Genomic DNA, 22,965 nt, shown 5'->3' with positions numbered 1-22,965 from the left:
GTGGAGGCAACGTCTCTACTGATGATTTTTAAATGATTTGAGCTTCGAGGAGGCTGACGGGCTGTTTTTTACTGAAAGTCAGAGTATTGTCCAAACAATCAACCAAGATGGTGTCGCCACTCACGAAGGTGTTTTCTAGCAGCGCCGTGGCAAGTGTATTTTGCAATTCACGCTGAATGGCACGTTTCAGAGGACGGGCACCATAGATCGGATCGTAGCCGACTTCCGCCAAGTGGTCTTGGGCTGATGCTGATAGTTCGATGGTGATTTTTTGATCGGCTAGCAGCTTCTCAATCTGCTTGATTTGAATGGTGACAATCTGGCGCAGTTCGGATCTTTCCAGCCTGTGGAAGAGAATAATGTCGTCCACGCGGTTGAGGAATTCGGGGCGGAAGTGCGATCGCAAGGCATCCGTCACCTTCTTTTGCATCAATTCGTATTGGTCTTCGTTGCCTGTCAGATCGAGAATATACTCGCTGCCGATGTTGCTCGTCATCACAATCACCGTATTCCGGAAATCCACCGTCCTGCCTTGGGAATCAGTAATTCTTCCATCATCCAGCACTTGCAGCAAGATATTGAAAACATCGCGGTGAGCTTTTTCCACTTCATCCAGCAGCACGACCGAGTAGGGGCGACGGCGAATTGCCTCGGATAGCTGACCGCCTTCTTCGTAGCCGACGTACCCTGGCGGGGCACCAATCAGCCGCGAGACGGCGTGTTTTTCCATGTACTCGGACATATCAATTCGCACCAGGGCGTCATCGCTGTCAAACAGGAACTGAGCTAAGGCGCGGGCTAGCTCTGTTTTGCCCACTCCTGTTGGTCCCATGAACAGGAAAGAACCGATCGGGCGACCGGGATCTTTCATCCCCGCACGGGTGCGACGGATGGCGGCGGAAACGGCAGCAACGGCTTCTTGCTGACCGATGACCCGTTCGTGGAGATGAGATTCCAGCTGGAGTAACTTTTGCCGTTCCGACTCTAGCAGTCGGTTAACCGGGATGCCCGTCCACTTGGCGACGATTTCGGCGATGTCTTCTTCGCGTACCTCTTCGCGCAACAAGGCAGCACCGCGAGATTGCAGTTCCAACAGTTGGGCTTCTTTGGCTTCCCTGTCGCGTCCTAAAACCTCCAAACGTCCATACTTCAGCTGAGCAGCTTTGTTAAGGTCGTAGGCGCGTTCTGCCTGCTCTATTTGCACCCGGAGTTTATCTTCTTCCTCCTTCACCGTGTTAATGTCTTCCAGCAGCTGTTTTTCTGATTGCCACTGAGAACTGAGTTGAAGTTGTTTTTCACTCAGGGAGGCAATCTCTTGTTCGATGCGCTCTAAGCGCTCCTGAGAAGAACGGAAGGCACCCACAACTGCTAAACCCGTCCGTTGACCTTCTCCTTGCAGGGAGAGCTTTTCCATCTCAAGCTGCATCACCCGTCGGTCAATTGCCTCTAGTTCTACAGGCTTGGAAGTAATCTCCATTTTCAGCTTGGCAGCGGCTTCATCTACCAAGTCAATTGCTTTATCTGGCAAAAACCGCTCGGTGATGTAGCGATCGCTCAAGCTGGCGGCGGCAACTAAGGCAGAATCGGTAATTTTCACGCCGTGGTGGACTTCGTAGCGTTCTTTCAGCCCCCGCAGAATCGAAACCGTGTCTTCTACGCTGGGCTGCTTGACATAGACTTGTTGAAACCGGCGTTCGAGTGCCGCATCTTTTTCAATGTGCTTGCGGTATTCGTCTAGGGTCGTCGCCCCAATGCAGCGCAGTTCTCCCCGCGCCAGCATCGGTTTGAGCAAGTTACTGGCATCCATTGCCCCTTGCGTGGCACCAGCACCAACCACCGTGTGCAGCTCATCAATAAACAGGACAATCTGACCGACTGAATCGATGACTTCTTTTAGCACCGATCTGAGGCGGTCTTCAAATTCTCCCCGATATTTTGCTCCCGCAATTAAGCTACCCATATCTAGGGCAATTAAGCGGCGGTTTTTCAAAGATTCGGGTACGTCGCCGTTGACGATGCGCTGGGCTAAACCTTCTGCGATCGCTGTCTTCCCGACACCGGGTTCCCCAATCAGCACCGGGTTGTTCTTACTCCGGCGGGATAGCACCTGCACGACGCGGCGGATTTCCTCATCTCGCCCAATCACTGGGTCAAGCTTACCGGATTTGGCTCGTTCTGTCAGGTCGCGCCCATACTTCTCCAAGGCTTCATAGCGTGCCTCTGGATTTTGGTCTTTTACTTTCTGGGTACCCCGAACCTCTTTAATCGTTGCTTCTAGCTTTTGGCGATCGAAGTTGAAGCTTTTGAGCAACCGGCGTCCGATGCGGTCATCTTCGGCGAAGCCGACTAATAGATGTTCTACCGAGATGAATTCATCCTGCAAGGTAGTTCTTGAGGCTTCAGCCCGGTCTAGCATGACATCTAAGCCCCTACCCAGGTATAGCTGGTCAACGACAGCGACTTTGGGCTGGCGTTGGGTGAAGGCTTCGAGTTGCGACTTTAACGCCTGGATGTCTACATTGACTCGACTCAAAATCCGATTTGTCAGCCCTTCTGGGTCTTCCAGAAGCGCGATCGTTAAATGCTCTACCTCTAGCTGCTGATTTTTGAATCGACGCGCCACATCTTGAGATTTGATGATGGCTTCCCAGGCTTTCTCGGTAAACTTGGCAGGGTCAGTAGGCTGCATTTTATAAAACGAATCTCAGTCGAATACCGTGTCTCACACGCCAGTATAACAATCTGTAGTCAATGGCTAATTGCAAGATTGCTAATAAAAAAAATTCCATCCCCATTGGGAGGGAGGGAAAGTAGGGTAGGATGAACGCCCACCTTGTGACTCAGCACGGGCGGAGAGACCCCACCCCTACAGCTTATGCTTCTGCCTCAACTGGCTCTGGCTTCGGTTCGCGCACTTCCTGCTTGATGGTGAGGTAGCGGATCACTTCTTCCGACAGACGCATTGCCCGTTCCATCGGCGCTACCTGGCTGCCATTGCATTTGTAGTTCATCTGAACATAGATGCCTTCCCGATGCTTGCCGATATCTTGAGCCAGACGCCGCCGACCCCGATGCTGGATTTCAATGTCGTGTGCCCCATTGTCGCTCAAGATGCTCTGATACTTGGCGATCGCCAAGTTTACAGGTTCCTCGCCCAAATCGGGACGGAGGATGTACATAGTTTCATAAACGATCTGCATTGCTGTTAATCTCCTTATGGACAAGACGGCTTCTTCTAGCACTGGGGCTAGGAAGTTTGGGATAGGTTCATGGAAGTCGCCCCTTGAAAATCTCAAATCGCTAGCCTATAGCGTCTAAAGATGAAGAAGCAAGGAATTAAAATCTTACTACCAGTCCATCAATTGTACAAAGTTACCAGGGTAAATTCACATCACCGTCCAGACCACACATCAGCATAATCAAACACCAGTCAACATTATGGCGCAGCGCTACGTCCGAGTCCGAACCGCAAAAGGGCAGACTTACTACGGTTTACTGCAACTAAGCCGAGGTGTTCAGGTGCTTGATGCGCCTCCCTGGTTACACGGGCAACCTACGGATTTGCAGTTAGAACCAGATACTTATCAGATTCTGGCTCCTTGTGCCCCGTCTAAAATTATCGCGGTGGGCAAAAATTATGCCAGCCACGCCGCTGAAATGGGGACGGATGTGCCAAAAGAACCGCTACTATTTCTCAAGCCGCCCACTTCTGTCACCGCAGCGGGAACAGAAATTCACTACCCCCCGCAGTCGCAGCGAGTAGACTACGAGGGCGAATTGGCTTTAATCATTGGCGATCGCGCTCATTCCTGCACGCCAGAGGAGGCACAAACTAAAATTTGGGGTTACACCATTGCCAATGATGTCACCGCCCGCGATTTGCAAAAGCGGGATCTGCAATGGACGCGGGCAAAGGGATTTGATACTTTTTGTCCTTTGGGACCGTGGATTGTCCGCGAGTTGAGTCCTGCTGCCCGCTTGCAAACTTTTCTCAACGACGATCCCCAGCCAGTGCAGTCAGCACTGATTAATCAGATGGTGTTTGCGCCCGATTTTCTGGTGTCTTACATCTCTCAGGTGATGACGCTGTTGCCGGGAGACGTGGTGCTGACTGGAACGCCCCAAGGCATTGGTCCTATGCAGGTGGGCGATCGCGTTCGCATCGAAATTGAAGGCATCGGTCACATGGAAAACACAATTGTGGCACGCCCCACCCCAGCAGCGCCCTAACCCAGCCCTGCCTGCGGCAAGAAAGAAACTAGGGGACTTGGCTGTAAACTGCCTCCGAAATCCCAGGAATTTCTGCGTAACGTCCTAGCACTGACTGCACAACTGAATAGGCGCAGGCAGCAAGCGTGCCCAGAAAAACAACATTAAATAGCGTTTGTCCTACCAAGCCAGTTCCTAGCGCTGGAGTCAAAATGCTCAATACCATAGTACACAAAAATAGAGCAATGTCTATTAGGAGTGCCTGCATCGTGTTGAAACGAATAAAATGGCTAATCTTTTCGTTTCTAACTACGCCTAAGAACAAGACAAAGAAAATTATTAAACTTGCAAACGGTATAGTGTAAATTGCTAGCAACGGTTGTAGCGGCAATAAAATTAGTGCCAAGACAGGAAATTGTCTAAACAGATACGCCCCAAAAGGAAGCACAGAAAGCAAAGGGAGCAAATAAGGAAGGCAAGCGAAAATCCGGTCTTTCGTTGTCGCTGAACCACGCCAAGTCATCGTGCGTTCTCCTGAAATAATGTATTTATCGCAAGTTATTACTAAGTTCAGGATAACGCAGATGTTATGTCAACCAGGACACCCCTGGGTCAGGCGTGTCCCACCAGATGCATAGAGCCTGTAGCGTAGCCTTGTCCGTTAGAGAAAGTAGCGATCGCTATTGATCGGCAAATCGCAGATAGCCCCTCAGCAAACTTGAAACTTGAGCAAAACGAGATTACTCAATCTTGGCAATACGGAAGCCCATTAGACACTCGTATTGATCGGGTTGATTTTCGGTAAGCTTGTGAATCGCTTGAGCGCAGCGGAGTCGCCCATGACGCCAGCGCGGTTGACCGCTTTGATCGGCAAGTAAACAGGTCTGACAAACTTGCTTGGGGGAGAGTATCTGCTCATCCGTAAGAATGACTAACATTTAATACCTCCGCGAGAGCTTTAATCCGCCCTCATCCATTCTAGGTTAGGTTTTCGGCGAGATATGGTAAATTAACATACAGCTTAATGTCCTCTGCTAAAAGTAGGACTGAGGATTGTTAGCGGAGCAGCGCTTTGCGGGTGCTAGAAGAAAGGCGGGAAGGAAATAAATTTGGCACCTAAGTTTGGGATCTGAACAGTATGGGCGTCTAATCCCTCTAAAGTCTTGCAGTTTGTAATTGCATCGGTTGCCAAGTGGGTAAGATTAACGTCATGTGCAACTTTTTCTAAGCCCCAATTTATCGGGGGTTGGGGATCAAATGTCAAGCAAATTTTGTTAGCTCCCCCTAGCCCTCCATCAATGGGCGAGAGAAATACAGAAAGTTGCATACCGCGCCAGGTTAGGTAGTTTGAATTAAAGGTTGCCAAAAGTTGTCAGCTTCAAGTGTTAGCAGAAAAGTTGGGATAGACACGACTCCAACAGCGTTAAGATTGAAGACTCCAGAAAATACTGGCATGAGCTAGTATCGCGGACATGGCGTTGACCGAAAGCGCACCCGAATCAAAGTTTGAAAGGAAGACTGACACTATTTCTAGGGGTTCACTTTGTGAGTAAAACAAACTTAGACTTTCTAGCCGAAACCGATTCCGCCGTTGCCAGCTTTGTCCAAGAAGAACTCCAGCGCCAACGCGCCCACTTGGAGCTAATTGCTAGTGAAAACTTCACCTCCCCAGCGGTGCTGGCAGCACAAGGCTCGGTATTAACGAATAAGTATGCCGAAGGGTTGCCGGGGAAACGCTATTACGGCGGCTGTGACTTTATCGACAAAATTGAGCAATTGGCGATTGACCGTGCCAAACAGCTATTTGGGGCGGCTCACGCGAATGTGCAACCGCATTCGGGGGCACAGGCAAATTTTGCCGTTTTCCTGACGCTGTTGCAGCCGGGAGACACGATTATGGGGATGGATTTGTCCCACGGGGGGCATTTAACTCACGGTTCGCCGGTAAATGTGTCGGGGAAGTGGTTTAAGGTTTGTCACTATGGAGTCAGTCAGGAAACCGAGCAGCTAGACTACGATCAAATTCGGGATTTGGCGCTACAACACCGTCCTAAGTTACTGATTTGCGGCTATTCAGCTTATTCGCGCATTATTGACTTTGAGAAATTCCGGGCGATCGCTGATGAAGTCGGCGCTTATCTATTAGCCGATATCGCCCATATTGCGGGTTTAGTTGTCACAGGTCATCACCCCAATCCTCTCCCCCACTGCCACGTCGTCACCACCACCACCCACAAGACCCTGCGCGGTCCCAGAGGTGGCTTAATTATGACCAGCGACCCGGAACTCGGCAAGCAACTAGATAAAGCCGTGTTCCCCGGTACTCAAGGGGGTCCCTTAGAACACGTCATTGCCGGTAAGGCGGTGGCATTTGGGGAAGCATTGCAACCCGCATTTAAAACTTATTCGGCGCAAGTGATTGAAAATGCTCGTGCCTTGGCAACCCAGCTGCAAAAACGCGGCTTCAAGATTGTTTCTGACGGGACTGACAATCACTTGATGCTGGTAGACTTGCGCTCTATCAGCATGACTGGCAAGCGAGCCGATCAGCTAGTGAGCGGAGTGAACATTACCGCTAATAAAAATACCGTACCCTTCGATCCAGAGTCGCCGTTTGTAACCAGCGGCTTGCGGCTGGGTTCGCCAGCCATGACGACGCGCGGGATGTCCACTACTGAATTTACAGAAATTGGGGATATTATTGCCGAACGGCTGCTGAATCCAGAAGATGAAGCAGTGGCGGCGGAATGTCGGCGGCGAGTGGCAGCATTGTGCGATCGCTTCCCCCTGTACCCCCACCTGACAATTCCCGTACCAGCCTTGGCATAGAAATAGTAGGGGCGACCATGCCCCTACTACCCATTCCCCACTGCCAATTCCCCATCACCAAACGTGCCTCTTCCCGTCTGAAATGTAGTAGACTCTGCCTGACGATGGTTTTGAAGGATGAAAGATCAATAGCGATTAGCAATCAGCTAACAGCTTTTTTTTGATTTCTGCCTTCTGATGTCTAGTACCCTACTTAATTTCAGATGCCCCCCCAGCTGTATCACCTGGTTGCCTTTCTCGTATCTGCCTGTGTTGTCCTCTGGGCAACACCCGTTGTGAACAAAATTGGCCTCCAAAAGGGACTGGTTGATTTACCCAGCGAACGCAAAGTCCATAAGCATCCTATCGTGCGGGTGGGAGGTGTCTCTATCTTTGCAGGCACCATTATTGCCCTACTGATTGTTTGGGGAACCGGGGGATTTGGCGCTTTAAGCGCAGATAAATCCTTAGAAGTTTGGGGCGTTACCGTGGGTGGTCTTGGCTTTTTCCTGGTTGGCTTAGCCGATGATTTGTTTAGTTTGTCGCCTTTCTTGCGGCTGTTTATGCAAATCATCATTGCCAGCTGGGCTTGGCACCTCGGCGTCCAAATTGACTTCCTCACAGTTCCCTTCGCTGGATTGGTAACATTGCCAGACACAATTAGCTGGCCCATTACCGTCATTTGGCTAGTAGGTATGACTAATGCCATCAATTGGATTGATGGTCTAGACGGTCTAGCTGCTGGTGTTTCTGGTATCGCTGCCGTGGTGATGCTGATTGTAAGTTTGTTTATGAACCAACCGGCGGCAGCACTGATTGCCGCAGCGCTTGCCGGTGGCGCATTGGGATTTCTTCGATATAATTTCAACCCCGCTCAGATTTTTATGGGGGATGGCGGAGCCTATTTCATGGGCTTTACCCTTGCCGGTGTCGGGGTGATTGGCTTAGTAAAAAGCACTGCTGTCACTGCGGTGCTGCTGCCTTACCTGATTCTGGCTGTGCCAATTGTGGATATGTCAGCGGTGATTGTGCAACGGCTGTGGCGCGGCAATTCGCCTTTTATTGGCGATAAATTCCATCTGCATCATCGGCTGCTGCAAGCGGGTCTGCCGCAACGTTTGATAGTTTTATTTATCTACGCTTTGACTCTCTGGGTGGGAAGTTTAGCGCTAGCGTTGGCTAAAATACCAAGCGGAGTGGCTTATGCGATGGGTGCAACGTTATTACTGGGGTATACCAGCTGGCAAGTTTGGCGAAATTCGCGGATGAGGAGTGAGGAATGAGGAGAAATACAAAATTAAAAAATAAAAAACTTTTGCATGAGTGCTGAAATTATTTGTGTTGGTACGGAACTGCTACTCGGCGATATTCTCAATAGCAACGCCCAATTTTTGGCGCAGCAACTAGCCTTTCTGGGAATCCCCCACTACTATCAAACGGTGGTGGGAGATAATCCTGGGCGTCTCAAGCAGGTGTTGGAAATTGCCAGCGGCAGATCCCATCTACTGATCTTTACCGGCGGTCTGGGTCCCACTCCCGATGACTTGACAGTGGAAGCGATCGCTGATTTTTTTGGCGTTCCCTTGGTAGAACAACCGGAAATCGTCGCAGACATTACTCGCAAATACGCCATGCGCGAGCGTCAAATGACCCCCAGCAATCGAAAACAAGCGCTAATTCCCAAGGACGCCTCAATTTTACCCAATCCAGGCGGTACAGCCCCCGGTATCATCTGGCAACCCCGCACGGGTCTGACGATTCTCACCTTTCCCGGCGTCCCTTCAGAAATGAAGCGGATGTGGCAAGAAACTGCCATCCCCTATCTCAAGAGTCAAGGCTGGGGCAAAGAAATCATCTACAGCCGGATGTTAAAATTTTGGGGAATTGCCGAATCGGCTCTGGCTGAAAAAGTCGCGCCCTTTCTCGACCTACCCAACCCCACAGTTGCTCCTTATGCCCTTCAGGGAGAGGTGAGGCTGCGAGTCTCAGCAAAAGCGGTGTCAGAACCGGAAGCGCTAGGACTGATTGAGCCAGTGGCGCAACAACTACGACAGATAGGAGGGCTGGATTACTATGGCACCGACACTGACACGCTAGCTTCTGTTGTCGGCTTTTGGTTGCAAGAAGCCGGTGAAACGCTTTCGGTAGCAGAATCCTGTACGGGTGGCGGATTGGGGCAGATGCTAACCAGTGTCGCCGGGAGTTCCAATTATTTTTTGGGCGGCGTCATTTCTTATGACAACTCGGTGAAAATTTCCCTTTTGGGCGTCAATCCAGAAGACTTAGCCCAAATGGGAGCGGTGAGTGACACGGTAGCCAAGCAAATGGCTGTGGGCGTAAAGACGCGCCTCTCGACCACCTGGGGACTCAGTATCACAGGCATCGCTGGACCGGGAGGCGGTACGGAAACCAAGCCGGTGGGATTAGTTTATATTGGTCTAGCGGGGCCGGATGACACGGTAGAAAGTTTTAGGCAGCATCTGGGTCAAAATCGAGAGCGAGACTCTATTCGGTACGCCAGCGCCTGTATTGCCCTTGACCAACTGCGGCGAAAATTATTAACCAGAAAGTTAACTACGGATCTATCTTAAGACGGATAGACGCTGCATAGGCACACACATCCATAGTGAGACTACTCACCTCTTTCCCAATGTGCTAGGGTTAGAATAAATCTTAACTACAATAGGATTCATAAACTCTCACGTTTGCCCTGTTGTTAAGTACTCATCCTGGTTGTATTGCAGGAGTTTTCAATTCAATGGACTATATAGAAAATGTGTTGGAAAAGCTCAAAGAATGGGCACGCAAGCTCATCGAAACGCTCCTGGGACCGGAAGCTGAGCCGGAACCCGAACCGATTCCAATTCCAGTGAATGAGAGATCGTCGCGCCGTCGTAGTTAGTCTATTGAGTTGCTGCTGAAACCTTGGGCACAGTTACTATTTTGGTGCTGCACGGACCAAACCTGAATCTATTGGGACTCCGAGAACCAGGGATTTATGGATCTGTGACGTTGGATGAGATTAATCGCCTGTTAGAACAAGAAGGGCAAACGCTCGACTGTAAGGTATTTACTTTACAGTCAAATCATGAAGGCGTCTTAGTGGATGCGATTCAGAATGCCTTTGGGCAGCACCAAGGAATTTTAATGAACGCTGGGGCATATACTCATACCAGCGTAGCGATACGGGATGCGATCGCGGCTGTTAACCTTCCGACTGTAGAAGTGCATCTGAGTAACATTTACCGACGAGAAGCTTTCCGACATCATTCTTATATCGCACCCGTTGCAATTGGGCAAATCAGTGGCTTTGGTGCAGAGAGTTACCGCTTGGGGTTACACGCTCTAGTTCACCATTTGAGACAAAAGAGTGGCGGTGAATAAAATTCGTGGCAAGTTCTTGTCCCTGTTTGGGGGACTGATGACCCAGTCATAGAAGAGATTCGGTGCTGCTTCCCGGTGCAACAAGCGATCGCCTGAAAACGAGCTTCATTGAACGCATAGCATCTTGGCTCGGTCGTCTCAGCAAAGGCGACCGATTTTTTTTGGAGTTGATTTACTCCCCGTCAGGTAGCCATTTGCTGCCAAAGTTCTTATTGTATGGGTTTTTTGAGTGACAAGTGCTGTTGCTTGTTGCTGAAAATTCCTCAGCTCAACTGTGCTGTACATTCAAGAATCAATCTTTGATTTTCTAGGGCGTAAGGCTGAATTTCCAGCGCTTGTCGAAAAGCTTGAATGGCAGCGCTGTATTCTCCCAGTGCGGCATGGCACAACCCCATCCCATGCAGCGCCCCAAAGTGGAACGGGATGAGCTTAACAGCCATTTGACAGTCTTGGAGCGCCTTTTTGTACTCCCTAAGAATATAGTAAAGAACGGCTCGTCTATTCCAGGCTTCCGCGAAATTTGGTTGAGTCTCGATCAGGTCAGTCAGTAACTCCTCAGCTTTGGCAAGCTCTCCTGCCTCCAGCATTGTCTGCGATCGCCCAAGCAGTTCAAACCCCACCGCTCCCTTTTGATGAAACCAGACGCGCCATAGCTCTGCTGTAGCCTCATAGCGGACGTTTTCATCAGGATTTTTTAGGTCTTCTAGTAACGAATTAATAGAGAATTCATTCATGAATATCACTTCCAGTCGGTCGCGTTGGCTTCTAATCTCTCTATCCTTATGTTTAGCAGCTATCTGTTGGATAGGGGCAACTACCGCTTTGTCAGGAGGAACGATCGTGTTTGCCGGAAAACCACCCACTAATCTCGGTGTCCAGTCAGGTCAACTAGCGCCCTGTCCTAGTACGCCCAACTGTGTCAGCAGCCAAAGCCAAGATGCCCAGAATAAAATTGAGCCTTTGACGTACAACTCTTCTCCAGCGGAAGCGATCGCTAACCTCAAGACAGTTATCGAGTCCCTCCCGAAAACCAGAATTATCACCGAAACTGAAAATTACCTCTACGCGGAATTCACCAGTGCGCTTATGGGGTTTGTCGATGATGTGGAATTTTATCTGGATGAAGGCGCAAAAGTCATCCAGGTTCGTTCAGCCTCCCGCTTGGGACAGTCGGATTTGGGGGTGAACCGTAACAGAATCGAAACCATTAGAGCCAAACTCAACGAACTGAGAAGCTCGGTGTAGAGTAAAACCCTCCTCAATCGGTTCGCCCCTAGAGAAAAGCAAGAATCGTTATCTCGTTACCAGGCTGAGTCTGGTAACGAGATAAAGCTTCTCTTAGCCCCCTCCTTGCTTGCGGGGAGGGGCTTGGGGGTGGGGTTCTTTTCATCCTGAACAAAGAATGGAGATGTGCGCGATGCCAACAGAAACACAAACCCCAAAAATAGTAGTCGTTGGTGCTGGTTGGGCAGGGTTGGGGGCTACCTACCACTTAGCGCGTCAAGGCTACGACGTAACTCTTCTAGAAGCTGGTTCCTATCCGGGTGGCTTGGTGGCAGGCTGGAAGACAGCAGCGGGGCGCTCTGTAGAAGCGGGTATTCATGGTTTCTGGTATCCTTACCGAAATATCTTCTCCCTGGTAAAAGAATTAGGGCTGAATCCGTTCACGCCTTGGACTCGTTCCTCCCAGTATTCTCCAGCTGGTTTAGAAGTAGAATCGCCCATTTTCCAAGACTTACCGCGACTTCCCACCCCGCTGGGGACTTTTCTCTACACGCAATTTAAGCGGTTGCCATTAAGCGATCGCCTCTCAGCTTTACCTCTACTCTACGCAGTTATTGATTTTGACAATAGCGACGAAGCTTGGCGACGCTATGACTCTGTAACGGCACGAGAACTCTTCAAAGATTTTGGGGTTTCGGCGCGACTTTACCGCGATTCCTTTGAGCCAATGCTGTTGGTGGGCTTGTTTGCACCAGGAGAGCAGTGTTCAGCCGCCGCCGCGCTGGGTATGCTTTATTACTTCATTTTGGCTCACCAACCGGATTTTGATGTCGTCTGGTGCCGGGGAACGGTCGGAGAAATGATATTTCGTCCTTGGGTGGAACGAATTGAACAAGCTGGGGGAAAATTACTCGCCAACCGACGAGTCAGTGACGTAATTGTTGATAGCAATAATCAAGCGACAGCGGTTGTCTGTGGAGATGAAGTGTTTGAGGCAGATGCGGTTATTTTTGCCGTTGGTATTAGCGGCATGAAGAAGATTGTGTCAGGTAGCCCTAGCTTACAAAACCGTAAGGAATTTCGGGACATTCACAACTTGGGCGCGGTTGATGTGTTAGCAACTCGCCTGTGGTTTGACCGCAAAATTAATATTCCTCGTCCTTCTAATGCCTGTTTTGGTTTTAATGCAACAACTGGATGGACGTTTTTCAATTTAAATGCCTTGCATGATGAGTACCGCAATGAACCAGGGACAGTTATTGAGGCAGATTTTTATCACGCGAATCAGTTTCTTCCTTTAAGTAATGAGGAAATTGTGCCGCTTGTACAACAAGATTTAGCAACTTGTATCCCAGCTTTTCGGGATGCGAAAGTAATCGACAGTAGTGTAATCCGCCTACCGCGTGCGGTGACTCACTTTTTCCCTGGTAGCTATCAGTATATGTTGCCAGGAGAGACGACTATCAAGAATGTCTTTATGAGCGGTGATTGGATTGTTACCCGTCACGGTTCCTGGTCGCAAGAAAAGGCTTATGTGACAGGTTTGGAGACTGCAAATTTGGTGATTTCACGCTTTGGACGTGGGAGTAAAGCTTTGATTCTACCTGTTGAAGCAGATGAGGCGCATATTCAAATTGGTCGGTCAATTAACCAAACACTACGCGGTTTCGGCAAAACATTCTTACCGGATATTTGGCTACCTTAGCTATGTTATATTGTGCTGTGCTTAGATTAATGTCTACGGATGGATCGAAGGCTTGAATCCAGATGCTTCCCGATCTGTAATCGCTGCTTTCTGCCATTCGTACTCCCAACCTAATTCAAGTTCATCTACCAGGGAACAAGCCTGAGCCAATGCTGCATCTTCTTGCTGCTGTCGCCATTGTTGCAAGAGAGATTCAATTAAAGCACTGCGATTTTCAACTTTTTGGTCAAGGTAAGTCAGCAATTTCTCTGGCAATGAGATAGAGATTTTAGCCATATCCTACGCAGAGTCATACTATTAGGTAGTATAGGCTGTTTGGGGCGCGATCGCGTTTTGCTGGGAATGCGATCGCTTTTCACCAGAGATACGCAGCTTTTGCCCTACAATATTACAATTATCATTCCGCCTTGCGAGAGCCTTGATAAGTGATGAAACAGATGATACAGGGGAATAGGGTTAATAATTCCACTATTACTAACTCTGCACAAGCCCTTCATTCTTCAGTAGCAAGAACGGCTCTCTATGAAAAATTCAAGACAAAAATCATTCCTAATCCTTGTTTGAACAGAAGGCTGGTTAGTTTTCAGGCCAATAAGGAAACTCCATTTTATAGCTGGTTTAAATATAAAGAAGGATTTTCAGAACGATTAGTTACCTATCTCCTGCAAAACTTCAAGCGACAACCGGGTATTTTGCTCGATCCATTTGCGGGATGTGGTGCAGCTTTATTTGCTGCAAGTTCCTTGGGGTGGCAAAATATAGGGATTGAACTTTTGCCTGTCGGCATTTATGCAATACAATCTCGAATTTTAGCTAATAAAATCAATATTAAAGAGTTTAATTTTGTAGTTACTGAAACAATAAAAATCAACTTTGCAGATTACTATAACCCCTGCTACCAAATTCATCATATTGCGATTACTCGTGGGGCATTTCCTTCATTAGAAGAAAAACAACTGGTTGGTTATATTTCCTATTGTCACAAGTTGGTCACGAATGACGATATTCGCACTTTACTTCTATATGCTGCTTTTTGTATACTTGAGGATATTAGCTATACCAGGAAAGATGGACAATATTTGCGTTGGGATGGCCGTTCTGGTCGTTCTCAGGGAAAGAAAACCTTTAATAAAGGAGAAATATTAACTTTTTCTGATGCAATTTACCAAAAACTTAAGCAGATAACATCAGATTTAGATGTCTGCTCAATCCAACTAGATTTATTTGGTGATAGTCTATTATCTGGATTGGCAACCGTAAAGCCTGGTCATGTTGAAAATCCGGAGCCTATACTTTACCAAAACTCTTGCCTCGAAATTCTTCCCACTCTGCAAGAAAGCACTATTGATTTTGTAATAACTTCGCCGCCCTATTTGAACCGATATGATTACACTCGCACGTATGCACTTGAGCTAGTCTTTCTGGGATGCACTGAAGAGAAAGTAAAGCAGCTACGTCAGGCAATGCTTTCATGCACTGTAGAGAATCGAGATAAACGCACTCAACTAGAGCAGTATTACACAAGTATAGGACGCGCTCAGGATTTTTTGAAAATCGATTCCACTTTCCAACAACAGACAGCGTTACAAGAAGTTTTGACAATTTTGAAAACTGCTAAAAAAGAAGGAAAATTAAATAACGTCAACATTGCCAGAATGGTGTATAATTACTTTTACGAAATGTGCTTTGTCACTTATGAATTAGCTCGAAGCCTTAAGCCGGGGGGCATAGTGGCAATAGTAAATGACAACGTTCAGTATGTTGGTGAGGAGATACCTGTAGACCTTATTTTATCTGATATGGCAGAGTCTTTCGGGTTGACAACTCGATACATTTGGACATTGGATCGTGGCAAGGGCAATAGTAGTCAGCAAATGAGAGATAGAGGTCGGTCTGAGCTTCGGAAATGTGTATATATTTGGGAAAAAGAAGCGATTCCATGACATCAGATGAAGCCTCACTCTTAGCTGAATCAAACCGTATAAACTATCGACTACGATCAACGTTTTTTTATCGCAAACTAAAGGAATACAAGACGCTATCTTTCCGCAATAAAATTGATGAAATATTACCCGCAAAGCATCTATACAGTTGGCAAGGTTGGGCTGATTGGGGCATTGGCAAGGATGCTTTTGCCTACATCAACGGGCATGATAACTTACAGCTCATTCAAGTATTTTGCCACCCCAGGTTAATTCGCGAACACTCTATACTAATAGGCTACTATCGTAATATTGCTGCGCTTTCCCAGAAAGCGGTTAAGTATTTAGTAGGTATAGATGTTAAGAAGATTGAAATTAATGAAGAAAATCATTATTCTCTAAAGGAAGACCAAGCCAAGAGACTTGCCCAGCTTTTTAATGAACACATCTCGCTCATCATTGACAGTTCTATAGAAAGTATTACAGAAGATGAATTATATGGAATATTGCTAGCATCAACGGGGACGCAAATTGACGGCTCCTGGCGTAATGCTATTGGGGAAGAAGCAGAAAAAGTTGTTCAACGTCTTCTCGTGAAAGAGGCTAAAGCGCGCAACTTTCTTGCGGCTCTGCTCCCACGAGTGGGTACGGCAATTGAATTATACAATCCTGAGAAGCTTGAGGAACAGTTAGGAAATATTGAGCGCTATCGGGGTGTGATGTTAGTTAATCAAACCTCAATGCTCTTTTCCAGTGAGCCTGATATTTCACTGCTGGGTAATCAGGGTACAACAGTTGGTGTAATTGAGGTTAAAGGAGGTGCTGACCCCGCTGGCGCACTTGAGCGTTATGGTGCGGCAAAAAAATCTTTTGAGGAAGCTTTTCGCAGGAATAGTCAAGTTAAAACTATTCTCGTTGCTAGCTGTATTACCTCTGAGGTGCATACTCGTATTCAGAATGATTCAACAATCTCTACCTATTTTAACTTGACGGAAATTGTGAGCGAAGACTCAACAAAATACAAGCAGTTTGTGCAAGAAGTCTTTTCTATTCTGAGGACGTAAGCAAGGGGACGTAAGCAAGGAATTAAACCTGCAACTGTATCAATGGTAGAGGTGCAAGCTTGTAGCTAAAAAATGCGATCGCTCTCTCCTCATTAATGCGACGCTGAAGACAGCCGCTTCGCTTCACGCATCCACATTACCCACTCAACTTGATATCGTGGTAGAAAACGCGGGGTTAAGTTCTATGGTGACGACAGCGAAAACTACTCAAGGGCGGGGTGTACTTAGAAACATCAGTTGGCAAACTTTTGAAACAATACTTACAGAGATGGGGGAAGATCGTAACACTCGACTGGCTTACGATCGCGGAATGCTGGAAATTATGACCCCTTTAATGCCACATGAGAGCAATAAAAGATTGGTAGAGAAGATGATTGATGCTTTAGCTGAGGAACTTCACCTCAACCTCAGAAGCGCTGGATCTCTCACTTGTAAGCGTCCAGACTTACAGCGGGGTGTTGAACCGGATTCTTGCTTTTACATCCAGAATGAACCGCTAATCAGACAGAAAAGGGATATTGACTTAACGATTGACCCACCTCCTGACTTAGCAATAGAGGTGGACTACACTAGCGCTTCGGTTGACAGACTCTCAATTTATCTTGCTTTGGGTGTTCCGGAGGTTTGGCGTTATGACGAACCAGTGATGCAAATTTATCAATTGCGAGATGGAGTGTATGTTCCTGGCGCTGTTTCTTATACTTTTGCAAATCTACCCTTAACAACAGAAATTCCACACTTTTTGGAAGAAAGCTTAAGAATTGGGGAAATCCCTATGATTCGGTCTTTTCGCGCTTGGGTAAGACAGCAAATAGAGCATCGTGACGACAATGTTTGAGAAGAATTGAGAACGCGATCGCTCAAAAGATTTATTATATTCAAAGTTTAATTATACTGAGCCAATGTCTTATGCCTAATGTTGAGGAAGACGAAAGCCGAGAGAATCGCATTGCAATGGAGATAATCGTCGATGCCTATAACGACGAAGAACACTTGGAAGCAATAGCAGACTGGGACTATTGGCTTGGCAGAAGATACGAATTTTAAAGGAGTCGTTTTAATGGCAGTTTATCAAGTCCGGCTGGTGAATCCAGCGATCGCGCTTGACCGTACCATCTCAGTGCCAGACGATCAGTATATTCTAGATATGGCTGAAGACGCGGGCATTCGATTACCTTCTGGGTGTAAACAAGGGGAATGTTCGGCTTGTATCGCCAAGCTGGTGAGTGGTGAAGTCGATCAAGGCGAACAAAAGTTTCTACGTTCAAAAGAACTAGAGGCTGGATACACTGTTACCTGTGTGGCTTATCCGCTGTCGGATTGCACGCTGCTAACCCACCAAGAACAAGATTTGTATAAATCGGCTCTTTACTTTCAGCCAGATACAGCTAAGTCTGAATAATTTTTGTGCTAAAAGTTGCAATATTTCGGCACTAGCAATCAGTCAGTTTTAGCTAAAGGTACGGACGGACGGTTTTTTTGCCATGTCTTTAGGTGGCATGGTTAAACTTGCCACTACAAGAGTCTTTAGTGCGATCGCGCTGACGTATATGAAAAAGCCGAATGATACAATCCCATTAAGAAGGAAAACACCGTTTTGAAGAAATGAAGCGTGAAATAGTCAGTACGGAGGATAAAAATGAGTCGGTTACTCTACGAAAATTCAGTTTCATATAAAGGATATCTGATCGTCCCATTTATTTTTGGAATGGCGGATGGGCAAAATATTTACTCTTATAGTTTACTTTCTGAGTTAGGACATAAAGGTAAATTTCATAAATTGGAAAATCCGGCTTGTATTTATTCAAGTTATATTGAGACGATTATTGAGGTTGCAAAAGAACATCTTGAGGAGAATTCAGATGTTGTCAGCCAAAACGATTATTTTAAAAATAGATATATTTATCAAGATAATTTAATTATTGTTTATCAATTAGCAAGTAAATATTTTTACGATCATTATAAACCGGAGAATTTGAATAATGTTGCCGCGCCAAAAATCTTTGAAAGTGAACAAGAGTGTATTAACTGGATCAAAGAGGGACTAGATAAGTCACAGATTAATCAACAAGTTTAAATTGTACGGGGATAGAAGTAAGGTGGACAATGCCCACCCTACTCAATGTTCTATTTTGGTTTTATTTTGAATTAGAACGCGCTTGTTTCACCATTGCAATGAGCGTATGGTGAGCATCTTCGGCATCTTTGAGAATATGATCGAAGTGAATGCGTATCGGCACATCCGAACCTTTGACTTGTGCCATGAGATTCATGCCTTCTGGATCTACTGAAACCATTTCTGCCTTTGCTGCATCGGGAGAATTGCCATAAGTTTGGGCGTAAAGAACGACAGCAGTAGCATGATCGTCGTTCATGTGAGCGCAAATGCGATCGCTTATTTCAGACGTTATTGCATCGGACATTAGATAGCATCCTCTGATGTAATTAATTAAGAATGTTTAGCGACAAAATTGGTAACTACATTGACAAATTCAACCGTTGATTCATAGGGTAAAACATTACGACCTAACATTTTGATTCCCTCAGCATTGGGTAAAGACTTCTGATAGTCAGCCAAGCGTTCATCGGGAGTTTCGCCTTTGCCAGCTTGACTAATGCTTGATGCCGTCTCGCCTACGACTACCAGAGTGGGTTGAGAGATAGATGCGATCGCGTCTTGATAATCTTGCCGCCAAAACCCCGCTAGAAAAGAAAAAACAGCATGGCGAGTCTCTGGATCTGTCGCACCTTTCTCCAGAGTTTTCAGCCACTCCCGATCGACTGAATCAGCCTTTTCAAAGAGTTGTTTAGTTGAGAAAGAACGTAAGAACTGTTCGCGCCGCGCATAGCGATAAAAGGCACTCCCAAAAGGAGAGTTTAACAGATTCCAGGTAAATTTTTGCCGCCAATTTGCTCTAGGTTTACTTATCAACGCCAAAGCGGGAGGACCAGCCAGCACCAAGGCTCGAATAAAATTAGAATTAGTTTGTAGACGAACTAACTCAATTGCTACCGGCAGCAAAGCACCTTGCACTACTACAATTACAGGTTTTTGTACTACAGTCTGCAAAAAATGTTGCAATTGTTGTGCCCAATCAAGGGGAGTATAACCTACATGAGGCATATCACTCTCACCACATCCTAGTAAGTCTGGATTGTAAATTGGATTCCGGCGACCCGCTTCATACCATTCTCGACAGAATCGCTGCCAAAATTTCCGGGATAATCCTACACCAATGGGATGAATCAATAATAGGGGAGTACCGTCATTTGTATTCAGATTAATTGCACTATGAACTTCGTAGGCGCAGCGATAGTTTTTCCAAGTGTAAAACTGCGGGGTAGTTACGGTTTCAGTTTCAGAAGTTGGTGAATTTTGAGTTGAAGATAAGGGTTGCATAGTTATCCAGAAAGAAATTAAGGTTAGGAGCATCCCAATGAGACTAAAAACGCCTGACGACTAAAGTTGCGGCTATACAAACGAAGCCTGACGAGAGCCGGTTTCAGCTTGTAGGCTTATATTTAGAAAAATGGGATGCACTCTGCTCATTTTTTGGGTTGATGAGCTAAATTTTGAGTTAACTTAACAGTGCCTCCTGGCAAAGCTCAGCTCATCTATCGCTCGTAAGAATAAATATCTCCAGGTTGCTTGAATAGAGTAGATGAACGATCTGAAAGCAGTTGCAGATCCTCCTTGTCTAGTTGGAAACTTAAAGCTTCTACGTTCTTTTGAATCTGCTGACGATCTTGAGTAAAGCTTGAGATGACAGCAGCAACAGCCTGGTATTGCTTAACCCAGTTTAAAGCCACCTGAGAAATTGTTTTCTCATATTTCGCTACTTGGGTCAACGTGTCTAGCATCTCTTAACAGGACTTACGCAAAGCTTATACATATAGCGTTTTTTCGGGTTCAATCCCCCTGTGGTTGCGGTGGCAGACCTGGTGATGTTGCGTAAGTCCTGTCTAAGACAGGTTGCCAGCCGCCGTGAGCAAGGTGTAATTCTTCGCTAAATGCCCCCTTGACGATTATGCGCCTAAAATCGCCTGCAAACCCCTCACGAATCGCCCAATTCCCTCGGATGCGGTTTCTTTTTGCAGGGCACCATAGGCAACGCGCAGATAGCACCCGTCTTCCATGCCAAAGGTTGTACCTGGAATGACAGCGACGCCATGTTCGCGGATGAGTCGTTCTACCAAGTCCATTGCGGGCAATTTTGTATAAACTCTCAGCAGAAAATAAAAAGCTCCATCTGCTGGGGGAATGGTGCATAAATGTGGGATGCGATCGCATTCGTTGAGGACAATTTCTCGCACAGAGGCGATCGCTTCCAACTTTTCCTTGCAGTAGCTCACTCCCGCCTGCAATGCCCCTAATGCGGCATACTGGGAAATAACCGGCGGACAAATCAAAATCGTATCCTGAATCTTCTTGACGGCGATGAGAAGGTGTTCTGGGATGACCATATACCCGATGCGCCAGGATGCAAAACCGTAAGCTTTAGACAGCGAGAAGAGGGAAATTGTATGGAGGTTGCTGTCTCGGATTGCTGCTGGCGAAAAATGCTGCACGCCGTTGTAAGTAAAGTATTCATACGCTTCATCGCTGATGTGATAGATGCCGCGATCGCGGCAAATTTGATTCACTTCCCGCAATGCTGCTTCCGAATACACGGCTCCTGTGGGATTATTGGGTGAAATTGTCACAACTGCCCGCGTTTTTTCGGTAATTGCTTGCCGAATCGCCTCCGGACGTAGTTGATAATTCTCATCCGTCGCTACAAGAACCGGACGACAACTCGCCATTGTAATTGCCATCTCCTGGTTGAAGTAATAAGGCGTTTGGAGAATAATCTCATCGCCAGGATTTGCGATCGCTAACACCACATTTATGAACGCCATGTTACTACCAGCCGTGACCACAATGCAGTTCTCAGCATTTATGTCAATAGCGTTCTCAAATTTTAATTTTTGAGCGATCGCCTCCAGCAACGGCGAGATACCTTGCACGGGTTTGTACTTGTGATTCTCCGGATCTGCCAGGAAATGGGACAGTTGCGCGATCGCTTCTGGCGGCGGACTATAATAAGCAACGCCTTGTCCCAGGGAAATCGTTCCCGGACAGCTACGAATCAATTCTCCAATAACGGGAATAATTGGCGACTGTACCGCCTGCATCCGAGAAGATTCAGTAAGCATAAAAAACTCATCATTTAGGGTTTATTGTGCATATTGCATAGTATTCAAAATTCGATAATTACGTTTTTCTGATCCCTCTTAAAAAGGAGGGTTGGAGGGATCAAAATGTCAATTACACAAACTTAAATCCACCTAATCCAGTTTAAAAGGAGGGAACCCGGAAAGTTTCACATAGCATCAATCACCAACTTTCCATTCATATCGTTTCCGGATGACTTAATTCAAACCCGGCTGCTTTTAGCTTCTGATTTGACACTCGCGCATTGTAAGGTCGAACACTTTTCTGGGATTCATCCCAAAAAACTTTGGGTAGCTTATGTTGTTCGCACACTCGGTCAAGAAGTTCCCGATAGGTCAAATGTGCATCATCCACTAAGTTGTAAATGCCTTGCAATTGGTGCTTGCGGACAAACTCGATAGCAGCAACAATGTCATCCAGGTGAATCCAATTTGTTGTGTCCTCGCCGTTTCCAGGACGAGTTGTACCGACAACTCGACTAAATATTTTAGATAATTCACGACCTGACCCATGAATCCCGCCTAAACGGAGGATACAAACGCCTAGCTTTTCAGTGGATGCTGATAGCAATACTTGCTCGGTATCGCAGAGGATATGACCATTTTGGTTAGCAGGTGCAACGGGTGATTCTTCATCCACCCACTCCCCATTTTTATCGCCATAGACAGCATAACTCCCTGTGTAGATTAGCTGTCGCACCGAAGGAGTTTGTTTCAAGACTGAGACTAAGTTATGGGCAATCTTTAAATAAGTTTGTTCGTAAACATGGGCATTTTTTGCTCCAATACTCAGCAGTACAGTATCCTGATTTTCCAGCACCGATTGTAGACTTGCGAAATCGTCGCCTTTTACGACTACGACTCGTTGGGCAACTGCTTCTAATTCTGAAATTCGTTCGGGAGAAGTTGTGGTTGCGGCGACAGTAAATCCCAACTCTTGACGCCAATATTGGGCAACTGCCTTACCCACATAACCACAGCCAATAATTGCAACGTTCATGAAGATTCCGATGTAAATAAATCTAGGGGCAAATGACCGTACATCTCGTTAATTCCGTCTTCATCCGCAGACTGGCAGGACACCAAAACTCCGCGATGTTCTCCTATGTAAGAATCGAGATAACACAAGTTAGTTTTGGGGTTAAATTTGATATAAACAGAGCCATCAATAGTAGCTAAATCCTGATTAACTTCATAACCCAAAGCAGTTGCATAGGTTTTTAAAACTCCAATGCCTTGCTCTGCTGTATCGGCACAAATTCCTAGTATTTGGTTATCAGAAAGCTCAGTTACCAAAAGTAGCGCTTGACGAATTGAATCTTTATTTGGTGCATTCTCACTTGAATTTATCTTCAGGCAGTCGAAAGTTTTGAGAATTTTATGCGCTTGTTGAACAGTTAAATTTGACGAATTTTGGATAGACATAAATTTCTTG

26 protein-coding genes are annotated in these 22,965 nt (G+C 46.6%); 14 read left to right on the top strand and 12 right to left on the bottom strand.

The genetic code is table 11. The features are described 5' to 3' along the window. Nucleotides 1-28: 28 nt before the first annotated feature. Nucleotides 29-2,689 carry an ATP-dependent chaperone ClpB gene (gene clpB, locus ACFW2W_RS20860; RefSeq protein ID WP_378182636.1) on the bottom strand — a complete coding sequence of 887 codons (2,661 nt, stop codon included), beginning with the start codon at nt 2,687-2,689 and terminating at the stop codon, nt 29-31. A 184-nt stretch (nt 2,690-2,873) separates the two neighbouring features. Next, nucleotides 2,874-3,200, bottom strand: a complete 327-nt coding sequence (gene rpsF, locus ACFW2W_RS20855) for a 30S ribosomal protein S6 (RefSeq protein ID WP_378182633.1) — start codon at nt 3,198-3,200, stop codon at nt 2,874-2,876. A gap of 238 nt (nt 3,201-3,438) precedes the next feature. Here rpsF and ACFW2W_RS20850 point away from each other — a divergent pair, with 238 nt between their 5' ends. Continuing rightward, the gene (locus ACFW2W_RS20850) at nt 3,439-4,230 is read left to right on the top strand and encodes a fumarylacetoacetate hydrolase family protein (protein ID WP_378182630.1); all 792 of its coding nucleotides are present in this window, start codon (nt 3,439-3,441) and stop codon (nt 4,228-4,230) included. A gap of 28 nt (nt 4,231-4,258) precedes the next feature. On the opposite strand, the gene ACFW2W_RS20845 is transcribed toward ACFW2W_RS20850, so the two are convergent. Beyond that, nucleotides 4,259-4,732 (bottom strand): Tic20 family protein, encoded by a 474-nt coding sequence (locus ACFW2W_RS20845; RefSeq protein WP_378182627.1) that lies wholly within the window; start codon nt 4,730-4,732, stop codon nt 4,259-4,261. A 217-nt stretch (nt 4,733-4,949) separates the two neighbouring features. Next, nucleotides 4,950-5,147, bottom strand: a complete 198-nt coding sequence (locus ACFW2W_RS20840) for a hypothetical protein (RefSeq protein WP_378182624.1) — start codon at nt 5,145-5,147, stop codon at nt 4,950-4,952. Nucleotides 5,148-5,754: 607 nt separating this feature from the next. On the opposite strand from ACFW2W_RS20840, the gene glyA reads away from it, so the two are divergent. The 5 genes from glyA (at nt 5,755) to aroQ (ending at nt 10,401) form a co-directional block, all read left to right on the top strand. Further along, on the top strand, nt 5,755-7,038 hold the full coding sequence (gene glyA, locus ACFW2W_RS20835; RefSeq protein ID WP_378182621.1) for a serine hydroxymethyltransferase: 1,284 nt from the start codon (nt 5,755-5,757) through the stop codon (nt 7,036-7,038). Nucleotides 7,039-7,241: 203 nt separating this feature from the next. Further along, nucleotides 7,242-8,300 (top strand): glycosyltransferase family 4 protein, encoded by a 1,059-nt coding sequence (locus tag ACFW2W_RS20830; RefSeq protein ID WP_378182618.1) that lies wholly within the window; start codon nt 7,242-7,244, stop codon nt 8,298-8,300. A 36-nt stretch (nt 8,301-8,336) separates the two neighbouring features. Next, entirely contained in the window at nt 8,337-9,608 is a 1,272-nt protein-coding gene (locus tag ACFW2W_RS20825) for a competence/damage-inducible protein A (RefSeq protein ID WP_378182615.1), read from the top strand. 167 nt (nt 9,609-9,775) lie between these two features. Beyond that, entirely contained in the window at nt 9,776-9,919 is a 144-nt protein-coding gene (locus ACFW2W_RS20820) for a hypothetical protein (protein WP_378182612.1), read from the top strand. 23 nt (nt 9,920-9,942) lie between these two features. Then, nucleotides 9,943-10,401 carry a type II 3-dehydroquinate dehydratase gene (gene aroQ, locus ACFW2W_RS20815; RefSeq protein ID WP_378182609.1) on the top strand — a complete coding sequence of 153 codons (459 nt, stop codon included), beginning with the start codon at nt 9,943-9,945 and terminating at the stop codon, nt 10,399-10,401. A gap of 263 nt (nt 10,402-10,664) precedes the next feature. Here the strand turns inward: aroQ and ACFW2W_RS20810 are convergent, their stop codons facing one another. Beyond that, nucleotides 10,665-11,135 (bottom strand): tetratricopeptide repeat protein, encoded by a 471-nt coding sequence (locus ACFW2W_RS20810; RefSeq protein WP_378182606.1) that lies wholly within the window; start codon nt 11,133-11,135, stop codon nt 10,665-10,667. Here ACFW2W_RS20810 and ACFW2W_RS20805 point away from each other — a divergent pair. Next, nucleotides 11,134-11,646, top strand: coding sequence for a DUF1499 domain-containing protein (locus ACFW2W_RS20805; protein WP_378182603.1), 513 nt, complete (start codon nt 11,134-11,136; stop codon nt 11,644-11,646). The genes ACFW2W_RS20810 and ACFW2W_RS20805 overlap by 2 nt on opposite strands. A 172-nt stretch (nt 11,647-11,818) precedes the next feature. Then, on the top strand, nt 11,819-13,330 hold the full coding sequence (locus ACFW2W_RS20800) for an FAD-dependent oxidoreductase (RefSeq protein ID WP_378182600.1): 1,512 nt from the start codon (nt 11,819-11,821) through the stop codon (nt 13,328-13,330). 33 nt (nt 13,331-13,363) lie between these two features. On the opposite strand, the gene ACFW2W_RS20795 is transcribed toward ACFW2W_RS20800, so the two are convergent. Further along, nucleotides 13,364-13,606: a hypothetical protein gene (locus tag ACFW2W_RS20795; RefSeq protein ID WP_378182597.1), complete on the bottom strand. Its 243-nt coding sequence runs from the start codon at nt 13,604-13,606 to the stop codon at nt 13,364-13,366. Between the two features lie 152 nt (nt 13,607-13,758). Here ACFW2W_RS20795 and ACFW2W_RS20790 point away from each other — a divergent pair, with 152 nt between their 5' ends. The 6 genes from ACFW2W_RS20790 (at nt 13,759) to ACFW2W_RS20765 (ending at nt 18,393) form a co-directional block, all read left to right on the top strand. Continuing rightward, nucleotides 13,759-15,273 (top strand): site-specific DNA-methyltransferase, encoded by a 1,515-nt coding sequence (locus tag ACFW2W_RS20790; RefSeq protein WP_378182594.1) that lies wholly within the window; start codon nt 13,759-13,761, stop codon nt 15,271-15,273. Beyond that, nucleotides 15,270-16,316: an XcyI family restriction endonuclease gene (locus ACFW2W_RS20785; protein WP_378182591.1), complete on the top strand. Its 1,047-nt coding sequence runs from the start codon at nt 15,270-15,272 to the stop codon at nt 16,314-16,316. The genes ACFW2W_RS20790 and ACFW2W_RS20785 overlap by 4 nt, the downstream gene beginning before the upstream one ends. Nucleotides 16,317-16,500: 184 nt before the next feature. Next, nucleotides 16,501-17,154, top strand: a complete 654-nt coding sequence (locus tag ACFW2W_RS20780; RefSeq protein WP_378183048.1) for a Uma2 family endonuclease — start codon at nt 16,501-16,503, stop codon at nt 17,152-17,154. A 71-nt stretch (nt 17,155-17,225) separates the two neighbouring features. Beyond that, nucleotides 17,226-17,363, top strand: coding sequence for a hypothetical protein (locus ACFW2W_RS20775; RefSeq protein ID WP_378182588.1), 138 nt, complete (start codon nt 17,226-17,228; stop codon nt 17,361-17,363). 13 nt (nt 17,364-17,376) lie between these two features. Continuing rightward, nucleotides 17,377-17,718 (top strand): 2Fe-2S iron-sulfur cluster-binding protein, encoded by a 342-nt coding sequence (locus ACFW2W_RS20770; protein ID WP_378182585.1) that lies wholly within the window; start codon nt 17,377-17,379, stop codon nt 17,716-17,718. A gap of 237 nt (nt 17,719-17,955) precedes the next feature. Next, nucleotides 17,956-18,393, top strand: a complete 438-nt coding sequence (locus ACFW2W_RS20765; protein WP_378182582.1) for a hypothetical protein — start codon at nt 17,956-17,958, stop codon at nt 18,391-18,393. A 61-nt stretch (nt 18,394-18,454) separates the two neighbouring features. Here the strand turns inward: ACFW2W_RS20765 and ACFW2W_RS20760 are convergent, their stop codons facing one another. The 6 genes from ACFW2W_RS20760 to ACFW2W_RS20735 form a co-directional block, all read right to left on the bottom strand. Then, nucleotides 18,455-18,739: a DUF2470 domain-containing protein gene (locus tag ACFW2W_RS20760; protein ID WP_378182579.1), complete on the bottom strand. Its 285-nt coding sequence runs from the start codon at nt 18,737-18,739 to the stop codon at nt 18,455-18,457. A gap of 26 nt (nt 18,740-18,765) precedes the next feature. Beyond that, nucleotides 18,766-19,716: an alpha/beta fold hydrolase gene (locus tag ACFW2W_RS20755; protein ID WP_378182576.1), complete on the bottom strand. Its 951-nt coding sequence runs from the start codon at nt 19,714-19,716 to the stop codon at nt 18,766-18,768. A gap of 215 nt (nt 19,717-19,931) precedes the next feature. Then, nucleotides 19,932-20,177, bottom strand: a complete 246-nt coding sequence (locus tag ACFW2W_RS20750; protein ID WP_378182573.1) for an aldo/keto reductase — start codon at nt 20,175-20,177, stop codon at nt 19,932-19,934. 165 nt (nt 20,178-20,342) lie between these two features. Continuing rightward, entirely contained in the window at nt 20,343-21,512 is a 1,170-nt protein-coding gene (locus ACFW2W_RS20745; protein WP_378182571.1) for a pyridoxal phosphate-dependent aminotransferase, read from the bottom strand. A gap of 196 nt (nt 21,513-21,708) precedes the next feature. Then, a complete protein-coding gene (locus tag ACFW2W_RS20740) occupies nt 21,709-22,530 on the bottom strand; it encodes an SDR family oxidoreductase (protein ID WP_378182568.1) in 822 nt (273 codons plus the stop codon). After that, on the bottom strand, nt 22,527-22,955 hold the full coding sequence (locus tag ACFW2W_RS20735; protein ID WP_378182565.1) for a DUF1824 family protein: 429 nt from the start codon (nt 22,953-22,955) through the stop codon (nt 22,527-22,529). The genes ACFW2W_RS20740 and ACFW2W_RS20735 overlap by 4 nt, the downstream gene beginning before the upstream one ends. Between the last annotated feature and the right edge of the window lie 10 nt (nt 22,956-22,965).

Source organism: Coleofasciculus sp. H7-2, from assembly GCF_042747725.1.
In the GTDB taxonomy this organism is placed as follows: domain Bacteria; phylum Cyanobacteriota; class Cyanobacteriia; order Cyanobacteriales; family FACHB-T130; genus FACHB-T130.
This window is presented reverse-complemented; position numbering and strand designations above follow the sequence as displayed.

What these genes read in the sequence shown, in the direction of transcription:
- clpB (WP_378182636.1), bottom strand. Translation starts at nt 2,689, where the DNA reads ATGCAGCCTACTGACCCTGCCAAGTTTACCGAGAAAGCCTGGGAAGCC.
- rpsF (WP_378182633.1), bottom strand. Translation starts at nt 3,200, where the DNA reads ATGCAGATCGTTTATGAAACTATGTACATCCTCCGTCCCGATTTGGGC.
- ACFW2W_RS20850 (WP_378182630.1), top strand. Translation starts at nt 3,439, where the DNA reads ATGGCGCAGCGCTACGTCCGAGTCCGAACCGCAAAAGGGCAGACTTAC.
- ACFW2W_RS20845 (WP_378182627.1), bottom strand. Translation starts at nt 4,732, where the DNA reads ATGACTTGGCGTGGTTCAGCGACAACGAAAGACCGGATTTTCGCTTGC.
- ACFW2W_RS20840 (WP_378182624.1), bottom strand. Translation starts at nt 5,147, where the DNA reads ATGTTAGTCATTCTTACGGATGAGCAGATACTCTCCCCCAAGCAAGTT.
- ACFW2W_RS20830 (WP_378182618.1), top strand. Translation starts at nt 7,242, where the DNA reads ATGCCCCCCCAGCTGTATCACCTGGTTGCCTTTCTCGTATCTGCCTGT.
- ACFW2W_RS20825 (WP_378182615.1), top strand. Translation starts at nt 8,337, where the DNA reads ATGAGTGCTGAAATTATTTGTGTTGGTACGGAACTGCTACTCGGCGAT.
- ACFW2W_RS20820 (WP_378182612.1), top strand. Translation starts at nt 9,776, where the DNA reads ATGGACTATATAGAAAATGTGTTGGAAAAGCTCAAAGAATGGGCACGC.
- ACFW2W_RS20805 (WP_378182603.1), top strand. Translation starts at nt 11,134, where the DNA reads ATGAATATCACTTCCAGTCGGTCGCGTTGGCTTCTAATCTCTCTATCC.
- ACFW2W_RS20810 (WP_378182606.1), bottom strand. Translation starts at nt 11,135, where the DNA reads ATGAATGAATTCTCTATTAATTCGTTACTAGAAGACCTAAAAAATCCT.
- ACFW2W_RS20800 (WP_378182600.1), top strand. Translation starts at nt 11,819, where the DNA reads ATGCCAACAGAAACACAAACCCCAAAAATAGTAGTCGTTGGTGCTGGT.
- ACFW2W_RS20795 (WP_378182597.1), bottom strand. Translation starts at nt 13,606, where the DNA reads ATGGCTAAAATCTCTATCTCATTGCCAGAGAAATTGCTGACTTACCTT.
- ACFW2W_RS20790 (WP_378182594.1), top strand. Translation starts at nt 13,759, where the DNA reads ATGAAACAGATGATACAGGGGAATAGGGTTAATAATTCCACTATTACT.
- ACFW2W_RS20785 (WP_378182591.1), top strand. Translation starts at nt 15,270, where the DNA reads ATGACATCAGATGAAGCCTCACTCTTAGCTGAATCAAACCGTATAAAC.
- ACFW2W_RS20780 (WP_378183048.1), top strand. Translation starts at nt 16,501, where the DNA reads ATGGTGACGACAGCGAAAACTACTCAAGGGCGGGGTGTACTTAGAAAC.
- ACFW2W_RS20775 (WP_378182588.1), top strand. Translation starts at nt 17,226, where the DNA reads ATGCCTAATGTTGAGGAAGACGAAAGCCGAGAGAATCGCATTGCAATG.
- ACFW2W_RS20770 (WP_378182585.1), top strand. Translation starts at nt 17,377, where the DNA reads ATGGCAGTTTATCAAGTCCGGCTGGTGAATCCAGCGATCGCGCTTGAC.
- ACFW2W_RS20765 (WP_378182582.1), top strand. Translation starts at nt 17,956, where the DNA reads ATGAGTCGGTTACTCTACGAAAATTCAGTTTCATATAAAGGATATCTG.
- ACFW2W_RS20760 (WP_378182579.1), bottom strand. Translation starts at nt 18,739, where the DNA reads ATGTCCGATGCAATAACGTCTGAAATAAGCGATCGCATTTGCGCTCAC.
- ACFW2W_RS20755 (WP_378182576.1), bottom strand. Translation starts at nt 19,716, where the DNA reads ATGCAACCCTTATCTTCAACTCAAAATTCACCAACTTCTGAAACTGAA.
- ACFW2W_RS20750 (WP_378182573.1), bottom strand. Translation starts at nt 20,177, where the DNA reads ATGCTAGACACGTTGACCCAAGTAGCGAAATATGAGAAAACAATTTCT.
- ACFW2W_RS20745 (WP_378182571.1), bottom strand. Translation starts at nt 21,512, where the DNA reads ATGCTTACTGAATCTTCTCGGATGCAGGCGGTACAGTCGCCAATTATT.
- ACFW2W_RS20740 (WP_378182568.1), bottom strand. Translation starts at nt 22,530, where the DNA reads ATGAACGTTGCAATTATTGGCTGTGGTTATGTGGGTAAGGCAGTTGCC.
- ACFW2W_RS20735 (WP_378182565.1), bottom strand. Translation starts at nt 22,955, where the DNA reads ATGTCTATCCAAAATTCGTCAAATTTAACTGTTCAACAAGCGCATAAA.